Origin of the sequence: Arthrobacter sp. RT-1, assembly GCF_003367205.1 — a bacterium.
GTDB lineage: Bacteria > Actinomycetota > Actinomycetes > Actinomycetales > Micrococcaceae > Arthrobacter.
In genome coordinates this window covers 91,114-111,872 of record NZ_QRGQ01000014.1, presented here as the reverse complement: position 1 = coordinate 111,872, position 20,759 = coordinate 91,114, and the positions used below count along the sequence as shown (strand labels likewise).

Annotated in this window: 24 protein-coding genes; 15 read left to right on the top strand and 9 right to left on the bottom strand. The window is 67.1% G+C overall.

Features of this window, described 5'->3' with window-relative positions; all coding sequences use genetic code 11:
• Positions 1 to 76: 76 nt before the first annotated feature.
• The 3 genes from DXK94_RS13745 (at position 77) to DXK94_RS13735 (ending at position 2,250) form a co-directional block, all read left to right on the top strand.
• Positions 77 to 424, top strand: a complete 348-nt coding sequence (locus tag DXK94_RS13745; RefSeq protein ID WP_115525398.1) for a helix-turn-helix transcriptional regulator — start codon at positions 77 to 79, stop codon at positions 422 to 424.
• Complete coding sequence (chrA, locus tag DXK94_RS13740; RefSeq protein ID WP_115525397.1) at positions 421 to 1,644, top strand: chromate efflux transporter; 1,224 nt, start codon at positions 421 to 423, stop codon at positions 1,642 to 1,644. The genes DXK94_RS13745 and chrA overlap by 4 nt, the downstream gene beginning before the upstream one ends.
• 87 nt (positions 1,645 to 1,731) lie before the next feature.
• Complete coding sequence (locus DXK94_RS13735) at positions 1,732 to 2,250, top strand: DUF2243 domain-containing protein (protein ID WP_258868550.1); 519 nt, start codon at positions 1,732 to 1,734, stop codon at positions 2,248 to 2,250.
• Positions 2,251 to 2,337: 87 nt separating this feature from the next.
• Here the strand turns inward: DXK94_RS13735 and ctaD are convergent, their stop codons facing one another.
• Together ctaD and DXK94_RS13725 are read right to left on the bottom strand one after the other, a co-directional pair.
• On the bottom strand, positions 2,338 to 4,089 hold the full coding sequence (ctaD, locus tag DXK94_RS13730) for a cytochrome c oxidase subunit I (protein WP_115525396.1): 1,752 nt from the start codon (positions 4,087 to 4,089) through the stop codon (positions 2,338 to 2,340).
• A complete protein-coding gene (locus DXK94_RS13725) occupies positions 4,089 to 4,982 on the bottom strand; it encodes a cytochrome c oxidase subunit II (RefSeq protein WP_115525395.1) in 894 nt (297 codons plus the stop codon). The genes ctaD and DXK94_RS13725 overlap by 1 nt, the downstream gene beginning before the upstream one ends.
• A 169-nt stretch (positions 4,983 to 5,151) precedes the next feature.
• Here DXK94_RS13725 and DXK94_RS13720 point away from each other — a divergent pair, with 169 nt between their 5' ends.
• Positions 5,152 to 5,958, top strand: coding sequence for a carbon-nitrogen hydrolase family protein (locus tag DXK94_RS13720; RefSeq protein ID WP_115525394.1), 807 nt, complete (start codon positions 5,152 to 5,154; stop codon positions 5,956 to 5,958).
• Here DXK94_RS13720 and DXK94_RS13715 read toward each other — a convergent pair.
• Complete coding sequence (locus DXK94_RS13715; RefSeq protein ID WP_115525393.1) at positions 5,942 to 7,273, bottom strand: cytochrome P450; 1,332 nt, start codon at positions 7,271 to 7,273, stop codon at positions 5,942 to 5,944. The genes DXK94_RS13720 and DXK94_RS13715 overlap by 17 nt on opposite strands.
• Positions 7,274 to 7,469: 196 nt before the next feature.
• Here DXK94_RS13715 and DXK94_RS13710 point away from each other — a divergent pair, with 196 nt between their 5' ends.
• A complete protein-coding gene (locus DXK94_RS13710; protein ID WP_115525392.1) occupies positions 7,470 to 8,207 on the top strand; it encodes a GAF and ANTAR domain-containing protein in 738 nt (245 codons plus the stop codon).
• A 13-nt stretch (positions 8,208 to 8,220) separates the two neighbouring features.
• Here DXK94_RS13710 and DXK94_RS13705 read toward each other — a convergent pair whose 3' ends face one another.
• The 5 genes from DXK94_RS13705 to DXK94_RS13685 all read right to left on the bottom strand — a co-directional run bounded on the left by DXK94_RS13705 (position 8,221) and on the right by DXK94_RS13685 (position 10,310).
• Positions 8,221 to 8,538 carry a hypothetical protein gene (locus tag DXK94_RS13705; RefSeq protein ID WP_079598739.1) on the bottom strand — a complete coding sequence of 106 codons (318 nt, stop codon included), beginning with the start codon at positions 8,536 to 8,538 and terminating at the stop codon, positions 8,221 to 8,223.
• 11 nt (positions 8,539 to 8,549) lie between these two features.
• A complete protein-coding gene (locus tag DXK94_RS13700; RefSeq protein WP_115525391.1) occupies positions 8,550 to 9,266 on the bottom strand; it encodes a GAF and ANTAR domain-containing protein in 717 nt (238 codons plus the stop codon).
• Entirely contained in the window at positions 9,263 to 9,508 is a 246-nt protein-coding gene (locus DXK94_RS13695) for a hypothetical protein (RefSeq protein ID WP_115525390.1), read from the bottom strand. The genes DXK94_RS13700 and DXK94_RS13695 overlap by 4 nt, the downstream gene beginning before the upstream one ends.
• A complete protein-coding gene (locus DXK94_RS13690) occupies positions 9,508 to 9,765 on the bottom strand; it encodes a hypothetical protein (RefSeq protein ID WP_115525389.1) in 258 nt (85 codons plus the stop codon). Before DXK94_RS13690 ends, DXK94_RS13695 begins: the two co-directional genes overlap by 1 nt.
• A gap of 260 nt (positions 9,766 to 10,025) precedes the next feature.
• Complete coding sequence (locus tag DXK94_RS13685; RefSeq protein ID WP_079598736.1) at positions 10,026 to 10,310, bottom strand: DUF1540 domain-containing protein; 285 nt, start codon at positions 10,308 to 10,310, stop codon at positions 10,026 to 10,028.
• 273 nt (positions 10,311 to 10,583) lie between these two features.
• Here DXK94_RS13685 and DXK94_RS13680 point away from each other — a divergent pair, with 273 nt between their 5' ends.
• The 8 genes from DXK94_RS13680 (at position 10,584) to DXK94_RS13645 (ending at position 17,099) form a co-directional block, all read left to right on the top strand.
• Entirely contained in the window at positions 10,584 to 11,477 is an 894-nt protein-coding gene (locus DXK94_RS13680; protein WP_115525388.1) for a metallophosphoesterase, read from the top strand.
• Positions 11,478 to 11,512: 35 nt separating this feature from the next.
• On the top strand, positions 11,513 to 11,776 hold the full coding sequence (locus DXK94_RS13675) for a hypothetical protein (RefSeq protein WP_147294384.1): 264 nt from the start codon (positions 11,513 to 11,515) through the stop codon (positions 11,774 to 11,776).
• A gap of 131 nt (positions 11,777 to 11,907) precedes the next feature.
• Positions 11,908 to 12,315 carry a four-helix bundle copper-binding protein gene (locus DXK94_RS13670; RefSeq protein ID WP_115525386.1) on the top strand — a complete coding sequence of 136 codons (408 nt, stop codon included), beginning with the start codon at positions 11,908 to 11,910 and terminating at the stop codon, positions 12,313 to 12,315.
• A gap of 12 nt (positions 12,316 to 12,327) precedes the next feature.
• Complete coding sequence (locus DXK94_RS13665; RefSeq protein ID WP_115525385.1) at positions 12,328 to 12,681, top strand: hypothetical protein; 354 nt, start codon at positions 12,328 to 12,330, stop codon at positions 12,679 to 12,681.
• 39 nt (positions 12,682 to 12,720) lie between these two features.
• On the top strand, positions 12,721 to 14,259 hold the full coding sequence (locus DXK94_RS13660) for a M20/M25/M40 family metallo-hydrolase (RefSeq protein WP_115525384.1): 1,539 nt from the start codon (positions 12,721 to 12,723) through the stop codon (positions 14,257 to 14,259).
• Positions 14,240 to 15,448 carry a glutamate--cysteine ligase gene (locus DXK94_RS13655; protein ID WP_115525383.1) on the top strand — a complete coding sequence of 403 codons (1,209 nt, stop codon included), beginning with the start codon at positions 14,240 to 14,242 and terminating at the stop codon, positions 15,446 to 15,448. Before DXK94_RS13660 ends, DXK94_RS13655 begins: the two co-directional genes overlap by 20 nt.
• A gap of 291 nt (positions 15,449 to 15,739) precedes the next feature.
• A complete protein-coding gene (locus tag DXK94_RS13650; RefSeq protein ID WP_115525382.1) occupies positions 15,740 to 16,114 on the top strand; it encodes a cupin domain-containing protein in 375 nt (124 codons plus the stop codon).
• A gap of 10 nt (positions 16,115 to 16,124) precedes the next feature.
• Positions 16,125 to 17,099 carry an alpha/beta fold hydrolase gene (locus DXK94_RS13645; RefSeq protein WP_115525381.1) on the top strand — a complete coding sequence of 325 codons (975 nt, stop codon included), beginning with the start codon at positions 16,125 to 16,127 and terminating at the stop codon, positions 17,097 to 17,099.
• Between the two features lie 73 nt (positions 17,100 to 17,172).
• Here the strand turns inward: DXK94_RS13645 and DXK94_RS13640 are convergent, their stop codons facing one another.
• The gene (locus DXK94_RS13640; RefSeq protein ID WP_115525380.1) at positions 17,173 to 17,919 is read right to left on the bottom strand and encodes an ABC transporter permease; all 747 of its coding nucleotides are present in this window, start codon (positions 17,917 to 17,919) and stop codon (positions 17,173 to 17,175) included.
• Positions 17,920 to 18,154: 235 nt separating this feature from the next.
• Here DXK94_RS13640 and DXK94_RS13635 point away from each other — a divergent pair, with 235 nt between their 5' ends.
• Both DXK94_RS13635 and DXK94_RS13630 read left to right on the top strand, forming a co-directional pair.
• Positions 18,155 to 19,099 (top strand): ABC transporter ATP-binding protein, encoded by a 945-nt coding sequence (locus DXK94_RS13635; RefSeq protein WP_115525379.1) that lies wholly within the window; start codon positions 18,155 to 18,157, stop codon positions 19,097 to 19,099.
• Entirely contained in the window at positions 19,099 to 20,718 is a 1,620-nt protein-coding gene (locus tag DXK94_RS13630) for an ABC transporter permease (RefSeq protein ID WP_115525378.1), read from the top strand. The genes DXK94_RS13635 and DXK94_RS13630 overlap by 1 nt, the downstream gene beginning before the upstream one ends.
• Positions 20,719 to 20,759 lie beyond the last annotated feature (41 nt).

Genomic DNA, 20,759 nt, shown 5'->3' with positions numbered 1-20,759 from the left:
CATGATCCTCCAGCCCCCACCTCCGGATGCGGGGTCAAACATTGATGACCGTCAATGCAGCGGCATAATGGGAAGTATGAAAGCTTCGCAGACACTTGATCCGTTGCTGGACCCTGCCTGCTGCCCGCCGGCCGGTCCGGCACTGGGGGCAGAGGAGGCGAAGGAAGCCGCGCTGGTCTTCAAGGCGCTCTCCGACCCGAACCGCCTGCGCCTGCTCTCGCTCGTGAAGGCGGGGGAGTCCGGTGAACGCTGCGTCTGCGACCTGACCGAACCCCTCGACCTCGGTCAGCCCACGGTCTCGCACCACCTGAAGATCCTGGTGGACGCCGGCCTGCTGCACCGCGAGAAGCGGGGCACCTGGGCCTACTACTCCATCGTCCCGGGCGCCCTGGAACGTGCGGCCGGGCTCGTGGCAGCCCTGTGACGGCTGCCGCCGGCAGCCCCGCAACGGCCACCGCCCGGGGCTCGGCGTGGGAAGTCTTCCGGGTTTTCCTGAAGCTGGGATTCACGTCCTTCGGCGGGCCCATCGCCCACCTGGGCTACTTCCGCGACGAGCTGGTGGAACGCCGCAAATGGGTGGACGACAAGGAATACGCGGACCTTGTGGCGTTGTGCCAGTTCCTCCCCGGCCCCGCTTCCAGCCAGGTGGGATTCGGGATGGGCCTGCACCGCGCCGGTCCCCTTGGGGCCCTCGCTGCGTTCGTCGCCTTCACCCTGCCCTCGGCGGCCCTGCTGGTGGCATTCGCCGCCGGCGCCTCGCTGTTCCAGGGAGCCATTGGTTCGGGCATCCTCACGGGCCTGAAAATCGTCGCTGTCGCCATCGTGGCCCAGGCCGTGTGGGGGATGGCGAAAGCCCTGACCCCGGACCGGGAGCGGGCCACGATTGCCGTGGTGGCGGCCCTGGCAGCCATCCTGCTGGCCGGCTCGCTCGGGCAAATTGCCGCCATCCTCATCGGCGCCCTGGCCGGGCTGGTTGTCTGCCGGGCAGGGACGGGCGATGTCACGGGGATGATGCGGTTCCCTGTCAGCCGGACGGCCGGAACCGTCTGCCTGGTCCTGTTCCTTGCCCTGCTGCTGGGGCTGCCCCTGCTGGCGCCGGCCGTGGGTTCGGCGGGCCTCACCCTGTTTGAGGCGTTTTATCGGGCAGGGGCACTGGTCTTCGGCGGCGGGCACGTTGTCCTGCCGCTCCTGCAGTCGGGCGTGGTGGACCCCGGCTGGGTCACCTCTGAGCAGTTCCTGGCCGGCTACGGTGCGGCGCAGGCAGTGCCGGGGCCGCTGTTTACGTTCGCCGCCTACCTGGGCACGCTCTCCGCCTTCGGCCCGGGAGGCGTCGCCGGTGCCGCCATCGCACTGGCCGGGATCTTCCTGCCCGGTTTCCTCCTCCTGACAGGCGTGCTGCCGTTCTGGAACAGGTTCCGGTCCAGGCCGCAGGCCCGGGCGCTGATGCGCGGTGCCAACGCTGCTGTGGTGGGAATCCTCGCCGCGGCCCTCTACAACCCGGTGTTCACCACGGCAATCACGGGACCGGGCCCGTTCTGCCTGGGCCTTGTGTGCTTCGTGCTGCTGATCGCCTGGAAGACGCCGCCCTGGGCCGTGGTCCTGGTCGGCGCGGCGGGAGGCATCCTGCTCGGCCTGCTCGGCTAGGTTCTCCTGGGGGCTCACGGCGGTTAGCGCGTCCGACGGCGGGTAGGGACTTGGTGGAAGGACTCACCAGGCGAGGGGGAACAGAACGTGGCACAGGAAGCCCACAGCTCATCGGCCAGGCCCACCGGGCGGGCCATGCCACCTGCCGTGGCGCCCGCGTTCCTGTTCGGGATGGGCGTGGGCGGCTTCGTCGACGGCATCGTGCTGCACCAGCTGCTGCAGTGGCACCACATGCTCAGCCACACCGAAAGCGGCAACACCAAAACCGTGGCCGGGCTGGAGCTGAACACCATGGCCGACGGACTCTTCCACAGCGCCATGTGGGTGCTGGTGGTGGCCGCCGCCGTCCTCACGGTCCGGGCCCGGCGGCAGGGGCGGCTGTCCGCGAGCTGGCGGTTCCACACCGGGCTGGTGCTGGCCGGCTGGGGTGTGTTCAACGTCGTCGAGGGCCTTGTTAACCACCAGCTGCTGCAGATCCACCACGTGCGGGACGACCTGGGTGGGCCGTTGGCCTGGGATCTGGGGTTCTTGGGCCTGAGCGTGCTCCTGGTTGCAGCGGGCTGGCTCCTGTTCCGGCAGGGCAAACGGGAAAACCCGGCCAGCTAACTGCAACGCGGGGTCCCTCCCGGCCCAATAAACTGTTGGAATTGGGCCGGGAGTGACCCCGCGTTTGGGGTGGAAAAACGCAGTCCGCTACTGGTTCGGGTCCGGGCTCCGGACGTCCCGCTCGCCGATGTCGGCGGCGCCCAAGACGTCCGCTGCTACACCGTGCACCGGCGCGTGCTCACGAACACTCAGCTCGGGATGGTGCAGGTCCAGGGCCGGGCGCTCGGACCGGATCCGGGGCAGCGAGGTGAAGTTGTGGCGCGGCGGCGGGCAGGACGTGGCCCACTCCAGCGAGGCACCGAAGCCCCAGGGATCATCCACCGTGACCTTCTTGCCGGTCCGCCAGGTGTGATAGACGTTCCACAGGAACGGGATCATCGATGCGCCCAGCAGGTAGGAGCCGAAGCTGGAGAACTGGTTCATCAGGGTGAAATTGTCCTCCGGCATGTAGTCCGCATAGCGCCGGGGCATGCCCAGCACGCCGAGCCAGTGCTGGATGAGGAACGTGGCGTGGAAGCCCAGGAACAGCATCCAGAAGTGGATCTTGCCGAGGCGCTCGTTCAGCATGGTGCCGGTGAACTTGGGCCACCAGAAATAGAACCCGGCGAACATCGCGAACACCACGGTGCCGAACACCACGTAGTGGAAGTGGGCAACTACGAAGTAGGAGTCGGACACGTGGAAGTCCAGCGGCGGGGCGGCCAGGATAATCCCGGTCAGGCCACCGAAAAGGAACGTCGCCAGGAACCCGATGCTCCACAGCATGGGGGTCTCGAAGGTGATGGACCCGCCCCACATGGTGCCGATCCAGTTGAAGAACTTCACGCCGGTGGGCACTGCGATCAGCATGGTCATGAACGCGAAGAACGGCAGGAACACCGCACCCGTGACGTACATGTGGTGGGCCCACACCGTCACGGAGAGGGCGCCGATGGCGATGGTGGCGTACACGATGCCCTTATAGCCGAACAGGGGTTTGCGGCTGAAGACCGGGAAGATCTCGGACACAATACCGAAGAAAGGCAGCGCGATGATGTACACCTCGGGGTGGCCGAAGAACCAGAACAGGTGCTGCCAGAGGATGGCGCCGCCGTTGGCGGGATCGAAGATGTGGGCACCGAATTTCCTGTCGGCCCCGAGCGCGAACAGCGCCGAGGCCAGCGGCGGGAAGGCCATCAGCACCAGGATGCCGGTGACCAGGGTGTTCCACGTGAAGATCGGCATCCGCCACATCGTGAGCCCGGGGGCCCGCATGCAGATGATGGTGGTGATGAAGTTGACCGAACCCAGGATGGTTCCGAAACCGGACAACGCCAGCCCGAACACCCACAGGTCACCGCCGATCCCCGGCGTGAACGTGGTGTTGGACAGCGGCGCGTAGGCGAACCAGCCGAAGGAGGCAGCACCCTGCGGCGTGATGAACCCCGCGGTCGCGATGGTGGAGCCGAACAGGAAGAACCAGAAAGCCAGCGCGTTCAACCGCGGGAACGCCACGTCCGGGGCGCCGATCTGCAGCGGCATGATGACATTCGCGAACCCGGCGAACAGCGGGGTGGCGAACATCAGCAGCATGAGCGTGCCGTGCATGGTGAACAGCTGGTTGTACTGCTCCTTGGTCTGCAGGATCTGCATGCCGGGCTGGAACAGCTCCGCCCGGATCAGCAGCGCCATCACGCCAGCCAGGAGGAAGAACACAAAGGACGCGATCAGGTACATGTACCCGATGGTCTTGTGGTCGGTGGAGGTGATCCAGCTGACCACGATGCTGCCCTTGGGCCGCCTGACCGTTGACGGTGCCGCGGTGGCCGAGGTGACGCCCGTGTTCTGGGTGGTGGTCATTACGGTTCCGTCCTTTGCTGTGCCTCTTCCAGGGCCGGCCGTGCCGGGTTCCGGTCGAATTCGTCACCCAGGATGCCGGTGTTGCCCCGGGCCCGGAGTTCGGCGATGTGGTTGTCGTACTCCTGCTGGCTCACCACCCGGACCCTGAAGAGCATCTCGGAGTGGTACTCACCGCACAGCTCTGCGCATTTGCCGGTGAATTCGCCGGTGCGGGTGGGGGTGAGGTTGATGAACCGGTGGTACTGGTTTTCGCCCGGGTACATGTCGCGCTTCTGCATGAACTGCACCACCCAGAACGAGTGCTGGACATCGCGGGAGTTCAGCTGCAGTTCCACGGTTTTCCCTACCGGCAGGTACAGGGTGGGCAGCCGGTCCGGGGTGCCGAACTCGCCGTTCAGGTGGGCCTGGACCCCGGGATCTTCATGCACGTCTTCCTTGACGTAGCCGAAGTCCCAGGACCATTGCTTGCCGCGGACGTCGATGATCACGTCGGGATTGGGGTCCCGGGTGTCGATGGCCCGCTGCTCCCGGTCGGTAAAGATAAAGAGGACGCCCACGATCATGAGCGGCACGGACAGGTAGAAGACTTCCAGCGGCAGGTTGTAGCTCATCTGCACCGGGAACCCCACCGTGTTCTTCCGGCGCCGGTAGGCAACGATCACCCAGATCATCAGGCCCCAGGTGATGATCCCGATGATGACCGCCGCGATCCAGGAATTAACCCACAGGTCGGTGATCAGGGGAGTGTTGTCCGTCGTGTCCCGCTCGCCGGGAAGGAAGCCGCGCTGGACTTCGGCACTGCAGGACGTCAGTGCCGCCAGGACCCCGAGGCCCGTGAGCAAGGCGGTAACCCGCCGTCGTACATGCTTCTTCAAGGGTTTGGCGCCCACCATGCTCCCTCCGGAGTGCCTCCAGAGGCCCAACTGCTTGAGCCCGCCGCTCCAGCCCCTGGCCGGACGGTTGTGTGCCAACAGTAACGCGGGGAGGATGCTATGGGAAGAGGCCGGAGCCCGGCCGTGGAGAGCAGGGACAGCAAATGGTTTTCGGGCAGGAAGGGCAGCCATGAAGGTGGCGTTGGGCCAGTTCAGCGCAGGTACGGACCCTGCTGAAAATACGACGGCGGCGGGCTTGCTGATCAAGTCGGCTGCAGGGGCGGGGGCGGAGCTGGTGGTGCTCCCCGAGTCCAGCCTCTTTGCCACCAGCGGGGGTGCAGGCGCGGTAGCCGCCGTTGCGGAGGACCTGGACGGGCCGTTCGTCTCTGCCATCGCAACCCAGGCCAAGCGGCACGGGATCGCGGTGGTGGTGGGAACGTACGAAAAGGGGCCGGGGCGGCTTCCGTATAACACCCTGGTGGCCATGGACAGCAGTGGCGATCTCCTCGGGTGCTACCGAAAGGTCCACCTCTACGATGCCTTCGGCTACCGGGAAAGCGATGGAATTTCGGCGGGCAACCCCGAGGAGCCGCTGGTGTTCCGGCTGGGAGGCTTCCGGTTCGGCGCGTTCACCTGTTACGACCTTCGTTTTCCGGAAAGCGCCCGTTCGGCCGTGGATGGCGGTGCGGACGTCCTGCTGGTTCCGGCCATGTGGATCCGCGGGCCGGGCAAGGAGGACCACTGGACCACCCTCCTTAAGGCACGGGCCATCGAGAACACGGCCTACGTCCTGGCCGCCAACCAGGCAGGACCGCTGGCCACCGGGTACTCCATGGCGGTGGACCCGGCGGGGGTGGTCATTGCCAACGCAGGTGAGGAGCCGGGGCTGGTGATGGCGGACCTCAGCGGGGACCGGCTGGAGCAGGTGCGCAGCCGGGTGCCGGTGCTGGCGAACCGGCGCTACGCCGTCGTGCCCCGCCCTAAACCCCTGCCCTGACAGTGGGAGTGAACCGCAGGGTATAGGGGTTGAGCTCTCCCGGCATGGGCCGGCCGGGGGACAGCCGGTGGCCGTCCTGGAAGGTGAACGCTGTGTCCTTCAGCAGGCAGGACAGCAGGGTGCTGGTGAGCAGCAGGGTCAGCTGGCGGCCGGGGCAGCTGACCGGTCCGGCGCTGAAGGGGACCACGCCCCAGTCCTCCTGGTCGTCATCGCGGAGCCAGAGGGCCGGATCGAACCTGTCTGCCTGCGGGAGCCGCTGATGGTTCCGGTGGAAGAACGGGACGAAAATCAGGACCCCGCACTTCGCGGGCATGGTTCCGGTGTCCCAGCTGACCTCACGCGTGGTCTGCCGCAAAATCATTGGCGTGGTGGGCCACAGCCGCACGGACTCGAGCACCGTGGCCCGCAGGAAGGGGAGGTGCCTGCCTCCGGTGCTGTCGTTGGTGATTTCCTCCGAAGCCAACAGTGCCTGGTTGGGATGCGTTGCCAGCAGGGCCAGGGCGCGGATCGCCGCCATCCCCGATGTCTCCAACGCGAACAGCCACTGCGGCACCTGGTCTTGTGGCGCAGCCGCATCAGGCTCCGGCCTGCTGCCCATGACAGATGCCAGGCTGCCGGGCTCGGCGGTGTCTATCCGTTCCTGGACGCGCCGCAGGAACTCGTCCCGGACCCCCCTGCGCCGCGGCTTCAGCACAGACCAGTTGGCATCCTTGCGCAGCCTGGTCAGCATCTTCGTCAGCTCCTGGTCGTCACGTGCGGAGTCACCAAAGGCGATGCGCCGGACGCCACGCTGCCAGCACCGGCTGAACACGTCCCAGTCCAGGACGCCCTTGGCTTGGGCCGCGGCCAGCATGGCGTCCGCCTCCTCCCGGACCACCGGCAGGAGGGTGTCAGCGAACCGGTGCACCGGGCTGGAGGTGTCCAGGGCCTGCTCGTGCAGCGCCCGGCGGACCGTCCGCTCGGCGCGGGTGGAGGCCAGGACGTTGCGCGGCTCGAAGTGGGCCAGGGCGCCGCGCTTTTCGCTGCTTGCCGGCGAGAAGGGATCGGGAGACTGGGTCAGGACGGCATGCAGGTGCCCGGGACGCAGGATTAAGGCCTGGTTCCGGACGGGCAGCCGGAGGAGCAGGGGGCCCTCCGGATACTTCCGGTCCAGCTCCTGCATCCGCCGGACCGCCCGCTCGTCCAGCTTCAGCCGCTCGGCCAAGGCCTCAGCGCGGGGCCGGCGGAGCAGGGGACCTTTTGCCGCCGTCGGAATGAAAACGTCCAGGAGGAAGCCGGCGGTGTCACGGACGCTGGCCTTGGGAAGGGAAGTCATGGATGCCTGCCTCGGCTGGTGGGGGACGGTTAACAATCCCGTACCCGTTCTGGGCAGCCGTAGTCGGGGGGAGCAGGGCGGGTGCGGGACCACTCATGGGGCGTAGGCTGGAAGGGCCGCACGGTTTCGGGCGGTGACGGTCCCGGCTTTTGGCTCGTGGGGGCGGCCCGCGCAGGGCATGACCAGGAAGCCTGCCATGGCTGAAAACATAACTGCGGAATCAATCCGCGTACATCTGGACGATCTGGTGCTCAGCAGCTCCCACGTGGAGGAGTTCCTCCACGAACTTGCGGTGGCTGCTGCCGCCGACCTGTCGTCCTCCGCGCAGGACGTCTCATGCTCGGTCACGGTAGTGCGGCGCAAGAAGGCTGCGACGGCGGGCAGCAGCGATGCGCGTGCCCTCGCCATGGATGAGCTCCAGTACGCCTTCCTGGACGGGCCTTGCCTGTCAAGCCTCCGGGAGAACGCCACAGTCCACGTCCCGGACCTGGAGACCGAACACCGGTGGCCGGAGTATGTGGCCGCCGTGAACCACAACGTGCTCGGGTCCATGCTGGCAGTGCCGTTCCGTGGAGGCGGGGAATTCCAGGCGGCCCTGAATGTCTATTCGGCACGCAGACACGCGTTCTCCGGTGAAGCGATCGGCCGGGCGGAGAGCTTTGCCGTCCAGGGAAGCTCGTCGCTGAGGCTTGCGCTCCGCATCGCCCAGCTGACCGATGCCCGGGACGACCTCGCCGCAGCCATGGTGTCGCGCACCACCATTAACCTGGCCGCCGGCGCCATCATGGCCCAGAACCGCTGCAGCCAGGAAACAGCGATGGCCATCCTCAAGCGGGCCTCCAGCACGCGCAACATCAAGCTCCGCGACCTTGCCGCCTCGGTCATCGCCTCGGTGACGGACAACCCCACGGTCACCACCCACTTCGACGTGTGACGCGAAGGGATGATTACGACGGCGGCGCGTCCCGCCGTCGTACTTCGCCTGAAGGGACGTCGTCCGGCTCGGCGCCGACAATCTGGTCCGCGTACGGTGCGTACTTCGGCGGGGTCTCCGCGATCATCTCATTGCAGGCAAGGGCCAGCAGATCCCGCTGGGTGACGGGCAGGGAAATGAGGCCCTGCAGGTAGGCGTGGACCTCATATTCGCCGGCGCTGCCGCTCATGCTGAAATACCGCAGCCACAACTCGCCCACAGTGATGTCAGCCGCGGACAGGGCGTCCTTGAGCTGGCTGCGCTGTTCCGGCTCATGTGGATCGAAACCCACGGCTGCACCCCCTACCGTTCCGCAGGCGGCACCCTGGTGACCAGCTGTTCGCTGACCTCAACCAAGGTGGCACCTGCCGCCCGCGCGTTTTGGATCAATTCCTGCATCGCCTGGTCGTGGCTAACGCCGTGCCGTTCCATCAGCATGCCGCAGGCGCGGTTGATGAGGTCCCGGCTGGACACGGTGGCCTTGAGGCTTTCCGTCATCTTCAGCGGTGCCTCGCTGCCCTGGATGTGCGCCAGGAGGGTGGCGGCCGTGCCGGCGAACAGGCTCAGCACCCGGCCGGTGGACTCGTCATACTGTCCCGGCAGGGCGGAGTAGATCTTCAGCGCGCCCAGCGCTTCCTTCCCCGCCATGAGTGGCGTGCTCACCACCGAGCGGACCGGCATCCCGAGGACCGCGTCCCGCCAACGCGGCCAACGCTCGTCCGTGTGGACGTCGTCAATAATGACCACTTCCTCGGAAGCCCATGCCGTGAGGCACGGACCCTCGCCCAGCGAGTACTGGATGGCGTCCGCCTGCTCCACCATGGCGTCCGTGGAGGCGCTGCTGGTGCGCTTTCCCCCGGCATCCAGCAGCGAAACCCCGGTTCCCGGATTGCCGGGCATGGATTCCTTGATGGCCCTGGCCAGGAGGGAAACAGCACGGTCCACCTTCTCCTCCGTGAGCAGCAGTCCCCGGATGCGCGCGATGGTCGCGGTCAAGTCATCCAGGGGGAGCCTGGTCATTCCAACACCGCGGGGTTCTGGTCCGGGATCTCCATCTGGAAACCGCAGGCGCAGCGCAGCACCCTGGTGGCGAGGTAGACGCTCAGCGTCTCGGGCATTTGCCTGCTGTTGTAGGTGCCGCGGATGCTGCGCATTTCGGCGCCCGCGGTAGCCATGGGCTCGCCGGAGTGCATGTACTGCCCGTCGTAAACCAGCACGTCCGGGATGTTGCGGGGGCGATAGCGGTCCGGATGGATGGACATCACGCCACCGCCGGGTAGCTGCTGAGGATGTAGTCGGCAGCGGCGGGGCCCGTCATGTGCAGCCGGCTGTTGTGGACATCCACCCCGCACCGGAGCATGCCGGCGCGGAAGGCCTGATCGGGCTTCGGGGTCATCCCGTGCAGCGTTGCCCAGCTGACGTACAGGCCGTAAAGGCAATCAGGCCCCAGCGTGGAATCGCTGGAGGGATCGAAAATGGTTGCTTCTTCTAGGAACTGCTGGAAATGCGATGTCGCCACGGTAGGGATCTTTCGCTTCTGCAAGTGTGCCGCCGTTGGGCTACAGCAGCTGCTCCGACGGCCTGTGCAGAGGTGGCCTGGAGGACGGGCCATGATTCCCGTCACATTTCGAATCTACTCGCGGTGGCAGGGGTTTGTACAGCAGGTGGACGGAGTCGGATGGCGGGAGAGCCTGATGCCGCATGGGCCGAGCCGGGGCAGCAACGGAGCGCCCGGGGGCGTTGCCGCCCGGGCGCTCCGGAGCCTTCAGTCACTTTGTCCTAGGCGTGCGAGTAGGTGAGGCAGTCGGCGTTGTCCCGGCCGGGGCCAACGTGGACTTCGGGTGCGTTGCACATCAGATGGTCGTTGTGGATGCACTCGCTGCGCTGGCAGGCTCCGACGTCGGCGAGGACCTTGGGCAGGCCGCCGTGCAGGCCGGTCTCGATGAACGTGGCGCAGTGGGCGTGGTTTTCGGCGCCGCCGACGGTGATGGCGGCGGCGTTGCAGTTCGTATGGTCGTTAAAGGAACAGTTCGTTACGCTGCAGTCCGCGACGTGCGTTGTCATTGGAAAGTCCTCCTTGGCCGGCCACCCCGGACGGGCGACTCCGTGGGTCTACCGTAAGCCCGCACGGCCCATTCAAAAAGACCCAATAATGTGCGCTAATTCCCGGTATTTCCGGGCCGGCGCACCGGCGAGTGCCGGCGCGTCGCCGGGAAACTCTTCCCCCGGTTTTATAAGCGTGCTTATTATGTTGTTCACTTCGGCGGCAAGCAGAGCCCGTCAGCGGATCCTCATGCGTTGCAAACCGCCGTATTGGGACCAGCTGAAAGGCTTTTGATGCAGATCCTCCAGGCGGAATACCCCGCACCCAACCACGTGCTGGTCCACATCACCGACCCGCACTTTGTCGCAGAGGGGCTGCTGTATGGGGAGATGGATCCGAAGCCGGGGCTGGTACAGGTCCTGGACGCCATCGAGGGAACCATGATGGAACCTGAAGCCATCATCGTCTCCGGGGATCTCACGGATAAAGGCAAGGCCGAGGCGTACCGGCAGCTGAAGACCGTCTGCGACGCCTATGCCGCACGGATTGGTACACGGATCATCTGGGCCATGGGTAACCACGATGATCGCACCAACTTCCAGCGCATCATGCTGGACGAGGAGCCGCGGCCCGGGCCGGTGGACCGCCAGTATGACCTGGGCGGCCTCCGGGTGCTGGTGCTGGATTCCTCCATCCCGGGCTTCCACCACGGCGAGATCGATGAGGACCAGCTGCGCTGGCTGGCGAAGGAGCTGGAAGCGCCGGCCGACGACGGCACCCTCCTGGTGCTCCACCACCCGCCGGTGCCCCCGGTACAGGACCTCGCGGTGCTGTCCGAGCTGCGGAACCAGACGGGCCTGGCGCAGGTCCTCGAGGGCAGTGACGTGATCGGTATCCTCTCCGGCCACACGCACTGCTCCCTCTTTTCGACGTTCGCCAACATTCCTGTGTCCGTGGCCGCATCCACCAGCTACACCCAGGACCTCGCGATTCCCGCGGGGGCGATGCAGGGCCGGGATGGTGCGCGGTCCTTCAACCTGGTGCGCATCCACGGCCGCACCCCGGTCACGGCAGTGGTTCCGGTGGGCAAGTACCGGAGTTTCGGCACGCCGATATCGGCCGAAGAAACACGGCGCCGGCTTGAGGAAGCGGCCATCACCATTCCGCCGTACCAACCCATCAACTGAAGCCGTACCCACCCATCGACTGAAAGGGCAGTGCCGTGTATGAACCCCTGAGTGAGGCTTTGAATGAGCCTTTGAACCCGGTGGATGACATCAATCTGCGGCTGGCCGTGGCTGCGGCGGACATCGCCGAGCTGCGGGCGGAGGTGGCCCGGCTGGACCGGGCCCTGGAGGAATCGCGGCGGCTGAACAAGAGAGCCTCGGAGGTGCTGGAACTGGTATACGAGCACCTGGCGAACGACCCGCAACCCGCCCCGCAGCGGGCCTGGCCGCGCGCCACGGTAACCGGGCCCACCGCCTGACGTTCCACGCTCCGCCGGATGGGGGAGTCCGCCCTCTGTACCAAGTCCCGCAATCCCGGTACCGTGAAAGAAGTAAGTGTACTTACTAAGTCCTGACCGTTGCTGATCAAGGGGGAAGGAGGAGAAAAGGCATGACCCACATACGGTCCATGATTGACACGTATCCCAAGGACCTCGGTGACATCGACGTGACCAGGCTTGCCGAGTGCATCAGCGCCTGCTTTGAGTGCGCCCAGACGTGCACCGCCTGCGCTGACGCCTGCCTGGCCGAGGACATGGTGGCGGACCTTGCCACGTGCATCCGCACCGACCTGGACTGCGCGGATATCTGCGCCGCCACGGGAATGGTGCTGTCCCGGCGCACCGGTTACAACCCTGCCACCACCCGCGCCCTGCTGGAGGCCTGCCGCACGGCCTGCCGGGCCTGCGCGGACGAATGCGAACGGCACGCCGACATGCATGACCACTGCCAGGTCTGCGCCGAAGCGTGCCGGCGCTGCGAACAGGCCTGCGCTGACTTGCTCACCTCACTAGCCTAAGGAGCCCGGACAATGAATGACGCATCCCGGAACGATGTTCCCCAGCACAAGGACCTGCCCCTTCCCGACTACGACCACCTGCCCGTAGGGACACTCCCCACCCGCATCTCCGGACTGGAGGAAGCGGACGTGGCGCAGCTGGTCAGCTACGAGAAGGCGCACGGCAACCGGCTGCCCATCCTGCAGATCCTCGAGAAGAGGCTTCAGGATCTTCAGGGCGGTGCCGTTCCCAGCGGCCCCCGGACCCCCGGCACACCCGAGGTGAACACCGGCCAGCCGGTGTCCCCGCAAAGCCCGTCAGTGCCTGGACCACCGGTCAACCCGCCGTCGCAGGGGGTGCCCACCAACCCTTCCCAGCCGCGGTGATGCCGCAATGAACCGGCTGGAATAGCGGGAGGGGCGGGTATGGACAGGCAGGAGTACGACGGCGGCGCGCGCTTGCATGCCTACCTCCGCTCCCATCACAGCAGCATTGAGAAGCAGCTGGCAGAGTGGGTGCGCGTTCCGGGCATCCTGGGTGTGCCGGAGCACCAGCGGGACCTGCTCCGCTCCGCGAACTGGCTCGCTGCCGCCTTCCGTGAGGCGGGCTTCCCCGTGGTTGACGTGCAGCCCACGGGGGAGTCTCACGCGGTCTGCGCGGAGTGGTGTGAGGCGCCGGGAGCTCCCACCGTCCTGGTCTACAGCCACCACGATGTCCGCGCGGTCAACCCGGACAACTGGGAGCAGACCTCGCCGTTCGAACCGGTGGTCCGCGAAGGCAGGCTCTACGGGCGGGGAAGCTCGGACGCCAAGGCCCAGGTCCTGGCGCACCTTTGGGGCATCCGCGCCCACCTGCACCAACGCTCTCTCACCTTTGACCGCCAAAACCCGCACGCTCTCTCACGTTTGGACGCCACAAACCAAACGCTCCTGCACTCCACTTCCCCTGCACAGGCACACCCCGCCCAGCCCGCGCCCGCCGTCAACCTCAAGTTCATCGTCGAGGGCGAGGAGGAAGGCGGCTCCCCGCATCTCGCGGCACTCCTGGAGGAACAGACGGAAAGGTTCCAGGCCGACGTCGTACTTTTCTCCGACACCCTCCTCTGGCACGAAGACCACCCCGCGCTGTGTGTAGGTTTGCGCGGCATGCTTAGCGCCAGCCTGGAGGTGTTCGGGCCGGAGCGCGACGTCCACAGCGGGGCTGTTTCCGGCAACGCCCCCAACCCGGCCTTCGAGCTGGCCAGGCTCCTGGCGCTCCTGCATGACGCGGACGGCAGGATCGCCATTCCGGGGTTTTACGACGACGTCGAGCCGCTTCCGGAGGACCTTCGGCAGGCGCTCGCGGAGCTTCCCTACAGCGACGAGGACTGGCTGAAGCGGTCCGAAAGCGGCGCCATTACTGGCGAGAAGGGGTACACGCCGCTGGAGCGGCTGTGGCTGCGTCCCGCCGTCGAAGTCACCTCGATCATCGCCGGCGATCCCATCGGTGTGTCGCGTGCCGCGGTGCCGGCCGTGGCGTCGGCGGACCTGAGCTTCCGGACCGTGCCCGGCCAGCGGGTGGAGAAGGTGGCTGACCAGCTGCGGCAGTGGGTGGAAAACACCATCGGGGACGCTTTCGGGCACACGCTGACGCCGGACCTGGAAACGGCGCAGGAGCCGTACCGCACTCCGGACCACCCCGCCGTCGCCGCACTGGAGCGGGCCATGGCCGTGGGGTTCCACAGCGGCAAGGTGGGGCGGATGGGGAACGCCGGCGGGGGACCGGCCGAACTGCTCGGCCGCATGCTGCAGGCGCCGGTGCTGTTCTTCGGCACCGGGCTTGTGGAGGACCACTGGCACGACAGCGATGAGAGCGTCAGCCTGGAGGTCCTGATGAACGGCGCCGTGACGCAGGCCTGCTTCTGGGATGAGCTTGCAAAGATGCAACGAGCAAAGGACGACGGCGATGGACACCTCAGGCAATGACCGCACCGTTCGCGACGGTACAGGGAGCGCCGGTGCGGTCAATGGCGGTACCGGCGGTACCGGCGGTGCCGGACGGGTGCGGACGTTCGGGATAGAGGAGGAGCTGCTCCTGGTGGACCCCGGCAAGGGGGAGCCCGTGCCCATGGCCGGCGCGCTCCTGGACCTGTACGTGCGTCCGATGGAATCGAGTTCCGGGCCGGTCCTCACCGCGGAGTTCCAGCAGGAAATGATCGAGGTGGTCACCCCGCCGCATTCCACCATGGACTCGCTGGAGGCGGACATCATCGCCGGCCGGGCCATCGCGGACAGGGCAGCGCAGGACGTCGGGGTGCGGGTGGCCGCCCTGGCCACATCACCGCTGCCCTGTGACCCGCACCCGGTACGGCTCCGGCGCTTTGCCGCCATGGCCGAGGAGTACGGGCTGACCGCCAGGGAACAGCTCACCTGCGGTTGCCACATCCACGTCTCGGTTGACTCGCCGGAGGAAGGCGTGGCCGTCCTGGACCGGATCCGGATCTGGCTGCCGGTGCTGACCGCGCTGAGCGCCAACTCCCCGTTCTGGCACGGCGAGGACACCGGGTACGCCAGCTACCGCTCGCAGGTCTGGAACCGGTGGCCGTCCGCCGGCCCGCTGGAAATCCTCGGCTCAGCCGACGCCTACCACCAGCTGGTGCATGAGATGGTGAGCACCGGCGTCGCGCTGGATGAGGGAATGGTCTACTTCGACGCCCGGCTCTCGCGGCACTATCCCACGGTGGAAATCCGCATCGCGGACGTGTGCCTGCGGCCCCAGAACACCGTGCTCCTGGCCGGCATCGCCCGCGGGCTGGTGGAGACCGCCGCGCGGGAGTGGCGGGAAGGCAAAGAGCCTGTCGGCGCGCCGTCGGCTCTGATCCGGCTGGCGGGCTGGAAGGCCAGCCGCTGGGGACTGCGCGGGGAACTGCTGGACCCGCACACTCACCGCCCGGTGCCGGCGCTCGCCGTCGTCAATTCCCTGCTGAACCATATTCATGGGGCGCTGGAGGACAGCGGTGACCTGCAACGGGTGGAGGAGCTGGTGGACGATCTGCTGCTGACCGGTACGGGCGCAGTCCGGCAACTGGAGGTGCTGCACCGCACCGGTGACCTGGAGGACGTGGTGAACGACGCCGCCGACTGCACCGTGGGACTCCCCGCTGAAGGAAGCTGAACTGCACCAGCAACGCGGGGTCACTAAACGCCCAAAAACCGCCGCTCTTTGGGCCAGGAGTGACCCCGCGTTGGTCCTGTCTACGGTGAGTCTTACCGAGGGATCCCCCCCATCTCGCGAAGGGGGAGTGCGCCGTATTGACAGCGCCTATGCCCGGGCGCACGCTGATAGCGCTAGTTGCAGCGTTGGCGGGCGTTCAAGGCCTCGGTAGGCCGGCCAACCCATCCCTCCTGGAGATGTCTCAGCGCCCCGGACGAACAGTTGCAATCCCTCCCTGTCAGGAGAATGAAAATGGCCGGCGTTACTGTCAGAACCCTTGAAGCGAAGTCCTTCGACCAGCCCGATGAAAAACGGCGCCCGCCGAAGACCGAGGTGGACGTGGTCAACATCGGTGACACAACCCTGGGCAGGTTCACCTTCCAGCCGGGATGGAAGTGGTCCGAAACGGTCAAGACCGTGGTCCAAACGGACAGCTGCCAGGTCAACCACGTGGGAATCTGCGCCGCCGGGACCCTGACGGTCCAGATGGAGGATGGAGCCCGGACCACCATAACCCCCGGCAACGCGTACACCATTCCGGCCGGCCACGACGCCTGGGTGGAAGGCGACGAGACGTTCGTGGGGTACGAGATCATGAGCGCGGCCACCTTCGCGAAGCCAGCCTAAAATCTAGAACGTGGCGACGGATACCGGTTCCCGGAAGAAGCCCCGGCGCGGGCTGCGCCGGGCCGGTATCGCCGCGCTCATCGTCCTGGGGCTGATCCTGGTGTCCACGGTGGTCAACCTGGTCCTGGAGTCCACGGAGAAATCGGGTACGGCACCGTACGGTGAGCGGGTCGCGGTGAGCGGGGGCAGCCTGAACGTGGTCCGGAACGGGGACCAGGGCCAGCCGATCGTCCTTCTGAGCGGCCTGGGAACTGCGGCCCCCGGCCTCGACTTCGCTCCGCTGGTCCGCGAACTCGGCGGCTTCGACGCCATTGTGGTGGAGGGGTTCGGGTACGGCTACAGCGACCTCGAAGGCCCCGCGCGGTCCAACGAAAACATCAGCACCGAACTTCACGACGTGCTGGCGAAGCTCCAGGTCCGGCCGCCCTATGTCCTGGCAGGGCATTCCATCGCCGGCTTCTACATGCTGGATTACGCCAACCGGTACCCCGCGGAGGTGTCCGCCGTCGTCGGAATTGACGCCACTATTCCCAAGCCCGGGGACGGGCCGGTGGAAGACCCGCAGCCGGGCATCAACGTGGAGCGGGCACTGGCCGTCACCGGTGTGGTCCGCGTGGTTGCGGCGCTCGCCCCAGGCTTCCTTGACCCGGACAGTGACGCCTATACCGCCGAGGAACTGCACCGGATGCGCATGATGATGAGCTGGAACTACGGCAACCCCGCTGTCACCGACGAAACGGCCCGGATTGCGAACAACGCGGCGGCCCTCCGGGGAGTCACGTACCCCGATGACATTCCCGTCCTGGCGTTTGTTGCCGATGAAGGCTCCGATTCAACCGCCACCAAAACCGCAGCGGCCGAGAACCTGCTGAAGAACGTCCGGCGGCACCAGGTTGTTCCTATCGAGGGCGGCCACTACCTGCACTGGACCCAGTCCAAGCGGATGGCGGACGAGATCCGCGCCTTCCTTGCCACACCGCAATAAACCAGCAACGCGGGGTCACTCAATGCCCTCCGCGGGCGGTTTATTGGGCCGGGAGTGACCCCGCGTTGCAGTGTCAGAGAGGTTCCGGACGCACCTTCACCGAGCGCAGGGAGCGGATCAGCGCGACGGCGGTGATGGAGCCCGCCGCCATGATGGACGCCAGCACCACCACCTGGAACCGGCCCGCCTCCAGCGGTGAGGCACCGCCGAAGATCGCACCCACGAACGCGCCAGGCAGGGTGACCAGGCCGGTGGTTTTGGTCTGGTCGATCGATGGGATCAGGGCCGCATGGACGGAGAAGCGGGCCTGGGTGAGGGTTGCGCGGCTCGGCTGCGCACCCAGCGCCAGCCAGCCTTCAACCTCGCTCCACTGGTCCCGCACAGCTTCGAAGAACCGGCGCCCGGCCAGCACGGCGATGCTCATGCAGTTGCCGATCACAATGCCGCCCACCGCCAGCACATACCGCGGCGTGAATTCGATCGCCCCGGTGCCGAACACCACGGCCAGGGTCACCAGGATGCCCAGCGCCATGGTTGCGGCCACCGCCGCGAACCGCCGCCAGGACCACGTGAGCCGGCGGGTTGCCGTCGCCACGGCCACCGTGAACATGACCAGCAGCGCCACCGCCACCCACAGCGGATCGTTGATGATGCCGCCCAGCACCAGGCTGATCAGGGCCAGCTGGGCAGCGCCGCGGAGGATGGCAACGGCCGGGGCAACGAACGACGGCGTCCGCGAGCCCCAGAGCACAGCCACCGTGAGTGCCACCAGGATGGCGAGGGCCACGAGGGTGGGCACCAGGGCGGCAAGGTCAGGCATCCTGCCAGCTTAACGGTGCCAACTGACCCGCACGAACCGGGGGTTGAGCCCGTCGAAACCCCGACAGGTTCAACCCCCGGATCACGATCATCCACCGCCTCTTCCGCACCCGATGCACCGCTTGTAAGATGTGGACCGGAGAGCCGGGAAGCCTGGTCGGCCCGTATGCGGAAACGCTTGCGGCATGCCCCTGGCAGCCGCCTTGGGTGTGATAGCTGCGACCAAGGAACCGGCCATGACCACAGATGCAACTCCCGTCATCTCCACCAGCCAGCTTGTAAAGAACTTTGGGCGGACAAGAGCCCTCGCGGGCCTGAACCTGTCCGTCAGGTCCGGAGAGGTCCACGGTTTCCTGGGACCCAACGGGGCAGGGAAGTCCACCACCCTCCGAATCCTCCTGGGCCTGATCCGGCCAACCTCCGGAACGGCCCGGGTGTTCGACATCGATCCATGGGCTGAACCGGTGCGGGCACACCGGGATGTTGCCTATGTCCCAGGGGATGTGACGCTCTGGCCCAACCTGACCGGCGGCGAGGTCATTGACCTGCTCGCCGGGCTGCGCGGCGGTGCGGATGAAAGCCTGCGCCGGCAGCTGATCGACGAGTTCGATTTCGATCCCCGGAAAAAGGCCCGGACCTACTCGAGGGGCAACCGGCAGAAGGCCGCCCTCATCGCGGCTTTTTCCCGCCCGGCCAGGCTCTACCTGCTGGATGAACCGAGCTCGGGCCTGGACCCGGTCATGGACGCGGTGTTCCGCAGGCACGTCCGCCGGGTCACCGCGGACGGGGCCACGGTGCTGCTGTCCAGCCACATCCTGGCCGAGGTGGAACAACTGTGTAGCAGGGTGACCATCATCCGGTCCGGGGTGGCCGTGGAATCCGGGACCCTGGCCGAACTTCGGCACCTCACCCGCACCCGCTTCCGGGTCACGTCGCCGGCATCGCCTGAGCTGCTGTCCACGTGGCGGGGCATCCACGACCTCCGCGTTGACGGGACAGCCTTGGAGTTCGACGCCGATGCGGCCGACCTGGGCCATGTCCTGGAGGCCTTGGCTACAGCAGGCATCACGGGCATCACAGCGGCGCCGCCTTCCCTCGAGGAGCTGTTCATGCGCCACTACGGCGGCACGGCTGCTCCCGGACGGGGGAGCCAAAAAGACCAGAAGAGCCAGGTGCTGTGATGCGCGCCGTTTTTCGGCTTGCCCTGCTCCAGGCCCGCAGGGACCGCGGGACGCTGGCTGCCTGGATCCTGGGCATCGCCGGCCTGGGATACGCGGCAGCCACCGCCGTCACCACGCAGTTCGGGGAGGACAACGAGCGGGCAGCCCTGATTTCCGTGGCCGCGGCAAGCCCGGCCTTCCTGTTCCTCCGGGGGCTCCCGGACGGCATCAGTTCCGGAGCGGTCACCTTCTTCCAGGGCTATTCCTTTACGGCCGTCCTGGCGGGGTTGATGAGTGCCTTTCTGGTGGTCCGGCATACGCGCGGGGACGAGGACCAGGGCCGGTTCGAGCTGGTCGGCTCTACGCAGGTCACCCGGGTGTCTTCCCTGTATGCCACCCTGCTTCTCGGCACCTGCGCAAACGTCGTCCTTGCCCTGGCCGTTGCCGCCGGATTCATCGGCGCAGGACTCCCGGTGGAAGGATCGTTCCTGGCAGGCGCAGCCGTTGGCGCCGTGGGCCTGTTCTTCATGGCGGCCGCCGCGCTGGTGGCACAGCTCATGCCGTCCGCGCGGAGCGCCAACGGTACGGCGTCGGCGCTGGTGGGTGCCGCCTACCTGGTCCGCGGTGCCGGTGACGCGCTGGGGACTGCGGACCAATCGCTGCTGCATGTCACCGCAGCCTGGCCCTCCCTGTTGTCACCCATTGGCTGGGGACAGCGCATCCGGCCCTTCACGGAGGCGGACATGCTGCCGTTGCTGGTGATCGGCGCCGGGACAGCAGTCCTGGCAGGGGTGGCCGTGGCGCTCCGCAAGAGCAGGGACTTGGGGGCCAGCTATATCGCCGCGAACGAGGCGGGCCCGGGCAGGGCGGGCGCCGGCCTGGCGTCGATGCTGGGCTTGGCATGGCGCCTCCAGAGTGGAGGCCTGGCCAGTTGGTGCATCATCTCCGCCGCGCTGGGGGCCGTGGCCGGCGGACTTGGCCCGGTGGTACGCGACGCACTGGAAGGAAACCCGTCCGTGGCGGAGCTGATGAGCCGCATCGTTCCCGGTGACGCGGGCCTCGTCGACTTGTTTACCACGGCCATGCTGGGCATCAGCGGGGTCCTGGCAGCTGCCGCGGGGATCGAGGCGGTGCTGCGGCTGCGGGCGGAAGAAGCGGCAGGGCGCGCTGAACTGCTCCTGGCCGTGCCGGCGTCGCGCCTTCGCTGGCTGGGGGGAACGCTGGCCGTCGCAGCAATCACGACGACGGCGGTCGCGGCCTCCGCGGGGGCATCGGCGGCCGTCGTGCTTGCCTTGTCGCAGGCGGGTGGCAGCAGTCCGGGCACCGTGCTGGCAGCCGCACTGGCTCACATCCCGGCGGCACTCGTCTTTCCCGCCGTGACCGCGCTGGTGTTCGCCCTGGCATCCAGGTGGAGCAGCGCCGTCGGCTGGGGTGCGTTGGCTGCTGCCCTGGTCCTGGGACAGTTCGGGGAGCTGCTGGGCCTGCCAACCTGGCTGCAGGACCTCAGTCCGTTCCGGCACTCTTCGGCCATGCCCGTTGAGGCCTTCCACCCGGAGGGCGCCCTCCTGATGGCCGCCGTCGCGATCACCGCGGCGGCAGCAGCCGCCCGCCTGGTGCGGGAACGGGACCTGGCGGCTTAAGGGTGGTTGGGCCTGCCGAATTGACGGTGGTTGAGCTTGTC

What these genes read in the sequence shown, in the direction of transcription:
- DXK94_RS13745 (WP_115525398.1), top strand. Translation starts at nt 77, where the DNA reads ATGAAAGCTTCGCAGACACTTGATCCGTTGCTGGACCCTGCCTGCTGC.
- ctaD (WP_115525396.1), bottom strand. Translation starts at nt 4,089, where the DNA reads ATGACCACCACCCAGAACACGGGCGTCACCTCGGCCACCGCGGCACCG.
- DXK94_RS13725 (WP_115525395.1), bottom strand. Translation starts at nt 4,982, where the DNA reads ATGGTGGGCGCCAAACCCTTGAAGAAGCATGTACGACGGCGGGTTACC.
- DXK94_RS13720 (WP_115525394.1), top strand. Translation starts at nt 5,152, where the DNA reads ATGAAGGTGGCGTTGGGCCAGTTCAGCGCAGGTACGGACCCTGCTGAA.
- DXK94_RS13715 (WP_115525393.1), bottom strand. Translation starts at nt 7,273, where the DNA reads ATGACTTCCCTTCCCAAGGCCAGCGTCCGTGACACCGCCGGCTTCCTC.
- DXK94_RS13710 (WP_115525392.1), top strand. Translation starts at nt 7,470, where the DNA reads ATGGCTGAAAACATAACTGCGGAATCAATCCGCGTACATCTGGACGAT.
- DXK94_RS13700 (WP_115525391.1), bottom strand. Translation starts at nt 9,266, where the DNA reads ATGACCAGGCTCCCCCTGGATGACTTGACCGCGACCATCGCGCGCATC.
- DXK94_RS13695 (WP_115525390.1), bottom strand. Translation starts at nt 9,508, where the DNA reads ATGTCCATCCATCCGGACCGCTATCGCCCCCGCAACATCCCGGACGTG.
- DXK94_RS13685 (WP_079598736.1), bottom strand. Translation starts at nt 10,310, where the DNA reads ATGACAACGCACGTCGCGGACTGCAGCGTAACGAACTGTTCCTTTAAC.
- DXK94_RS13680 (WP_115525388.1), top strand. Translation starts at nt 10,584, where the DNA reads ATGCAGATCCTCCAGGCGGAATACCCCGCACCCAACCACGTGCTGGTC.
- DXK94_RS13670 (WP_115525386.1), top strand. Translation starts at nt 11,908, where the DNA reads ATGACCCACATACGGTCCATGATTGACACGTATCCCAAGGACCTCGGT.
- DXK94_RS13665 (WP_115525385.1), top strand. Translation starts at nt 12,328, where the DNA reads ATGAATGACGCATCCCGGAACGATGTTCCCCAGCACAAGGACCTGCCC.
- DXK94_RS13660 (WP_115525384.1), top strand. Translation starts at nt 12,721, where the DNA reads ATGGACAGGCAGGAGTACGACGGCGGCGCGCGCTTGCATGCCTACCTC.
- DXK94_RS13655 (WP_115525383.1), top strand. Translation starts at nt 14,240, where the DNA reads ATGGACACCTCAGGCAATGACCGCACCGTTCGCGACGGTACAGGGAGC.
- DXK94_RS13650 (WP_115525382.1), top strand. Translation starts at nt 15,740, where the DNA reads ATGGCCGGCGTTACTGTCAGAACCCTTGAAGCGAAGTCCTTCGACCAG.
- DXK94_RS13640 (WP_115525380.1), bottom strand. Translation starts at nt 17,919, where the DNA reads ATGCCTGACCTTGCCGCCCTGGTGCCCACCCTCGTGGCCCTCGCCATC.
- DXK94_RS13635 (WP_115525379.1), top strand. Translation starts at nt 18,155, where the DNA reads ATGACCACAGATGCAACTCCCGTCATCTCCACCAGCCAGCTTGTAAAG.
- DXK94_RS13630 (WP_115525378.1), top strand. Translation starts at nt 19,099, where the DNA reads ATGCGCGCCGTTTTTCGGCTTGCCCTGCTCCAGGCCCGCAGGGACCGC.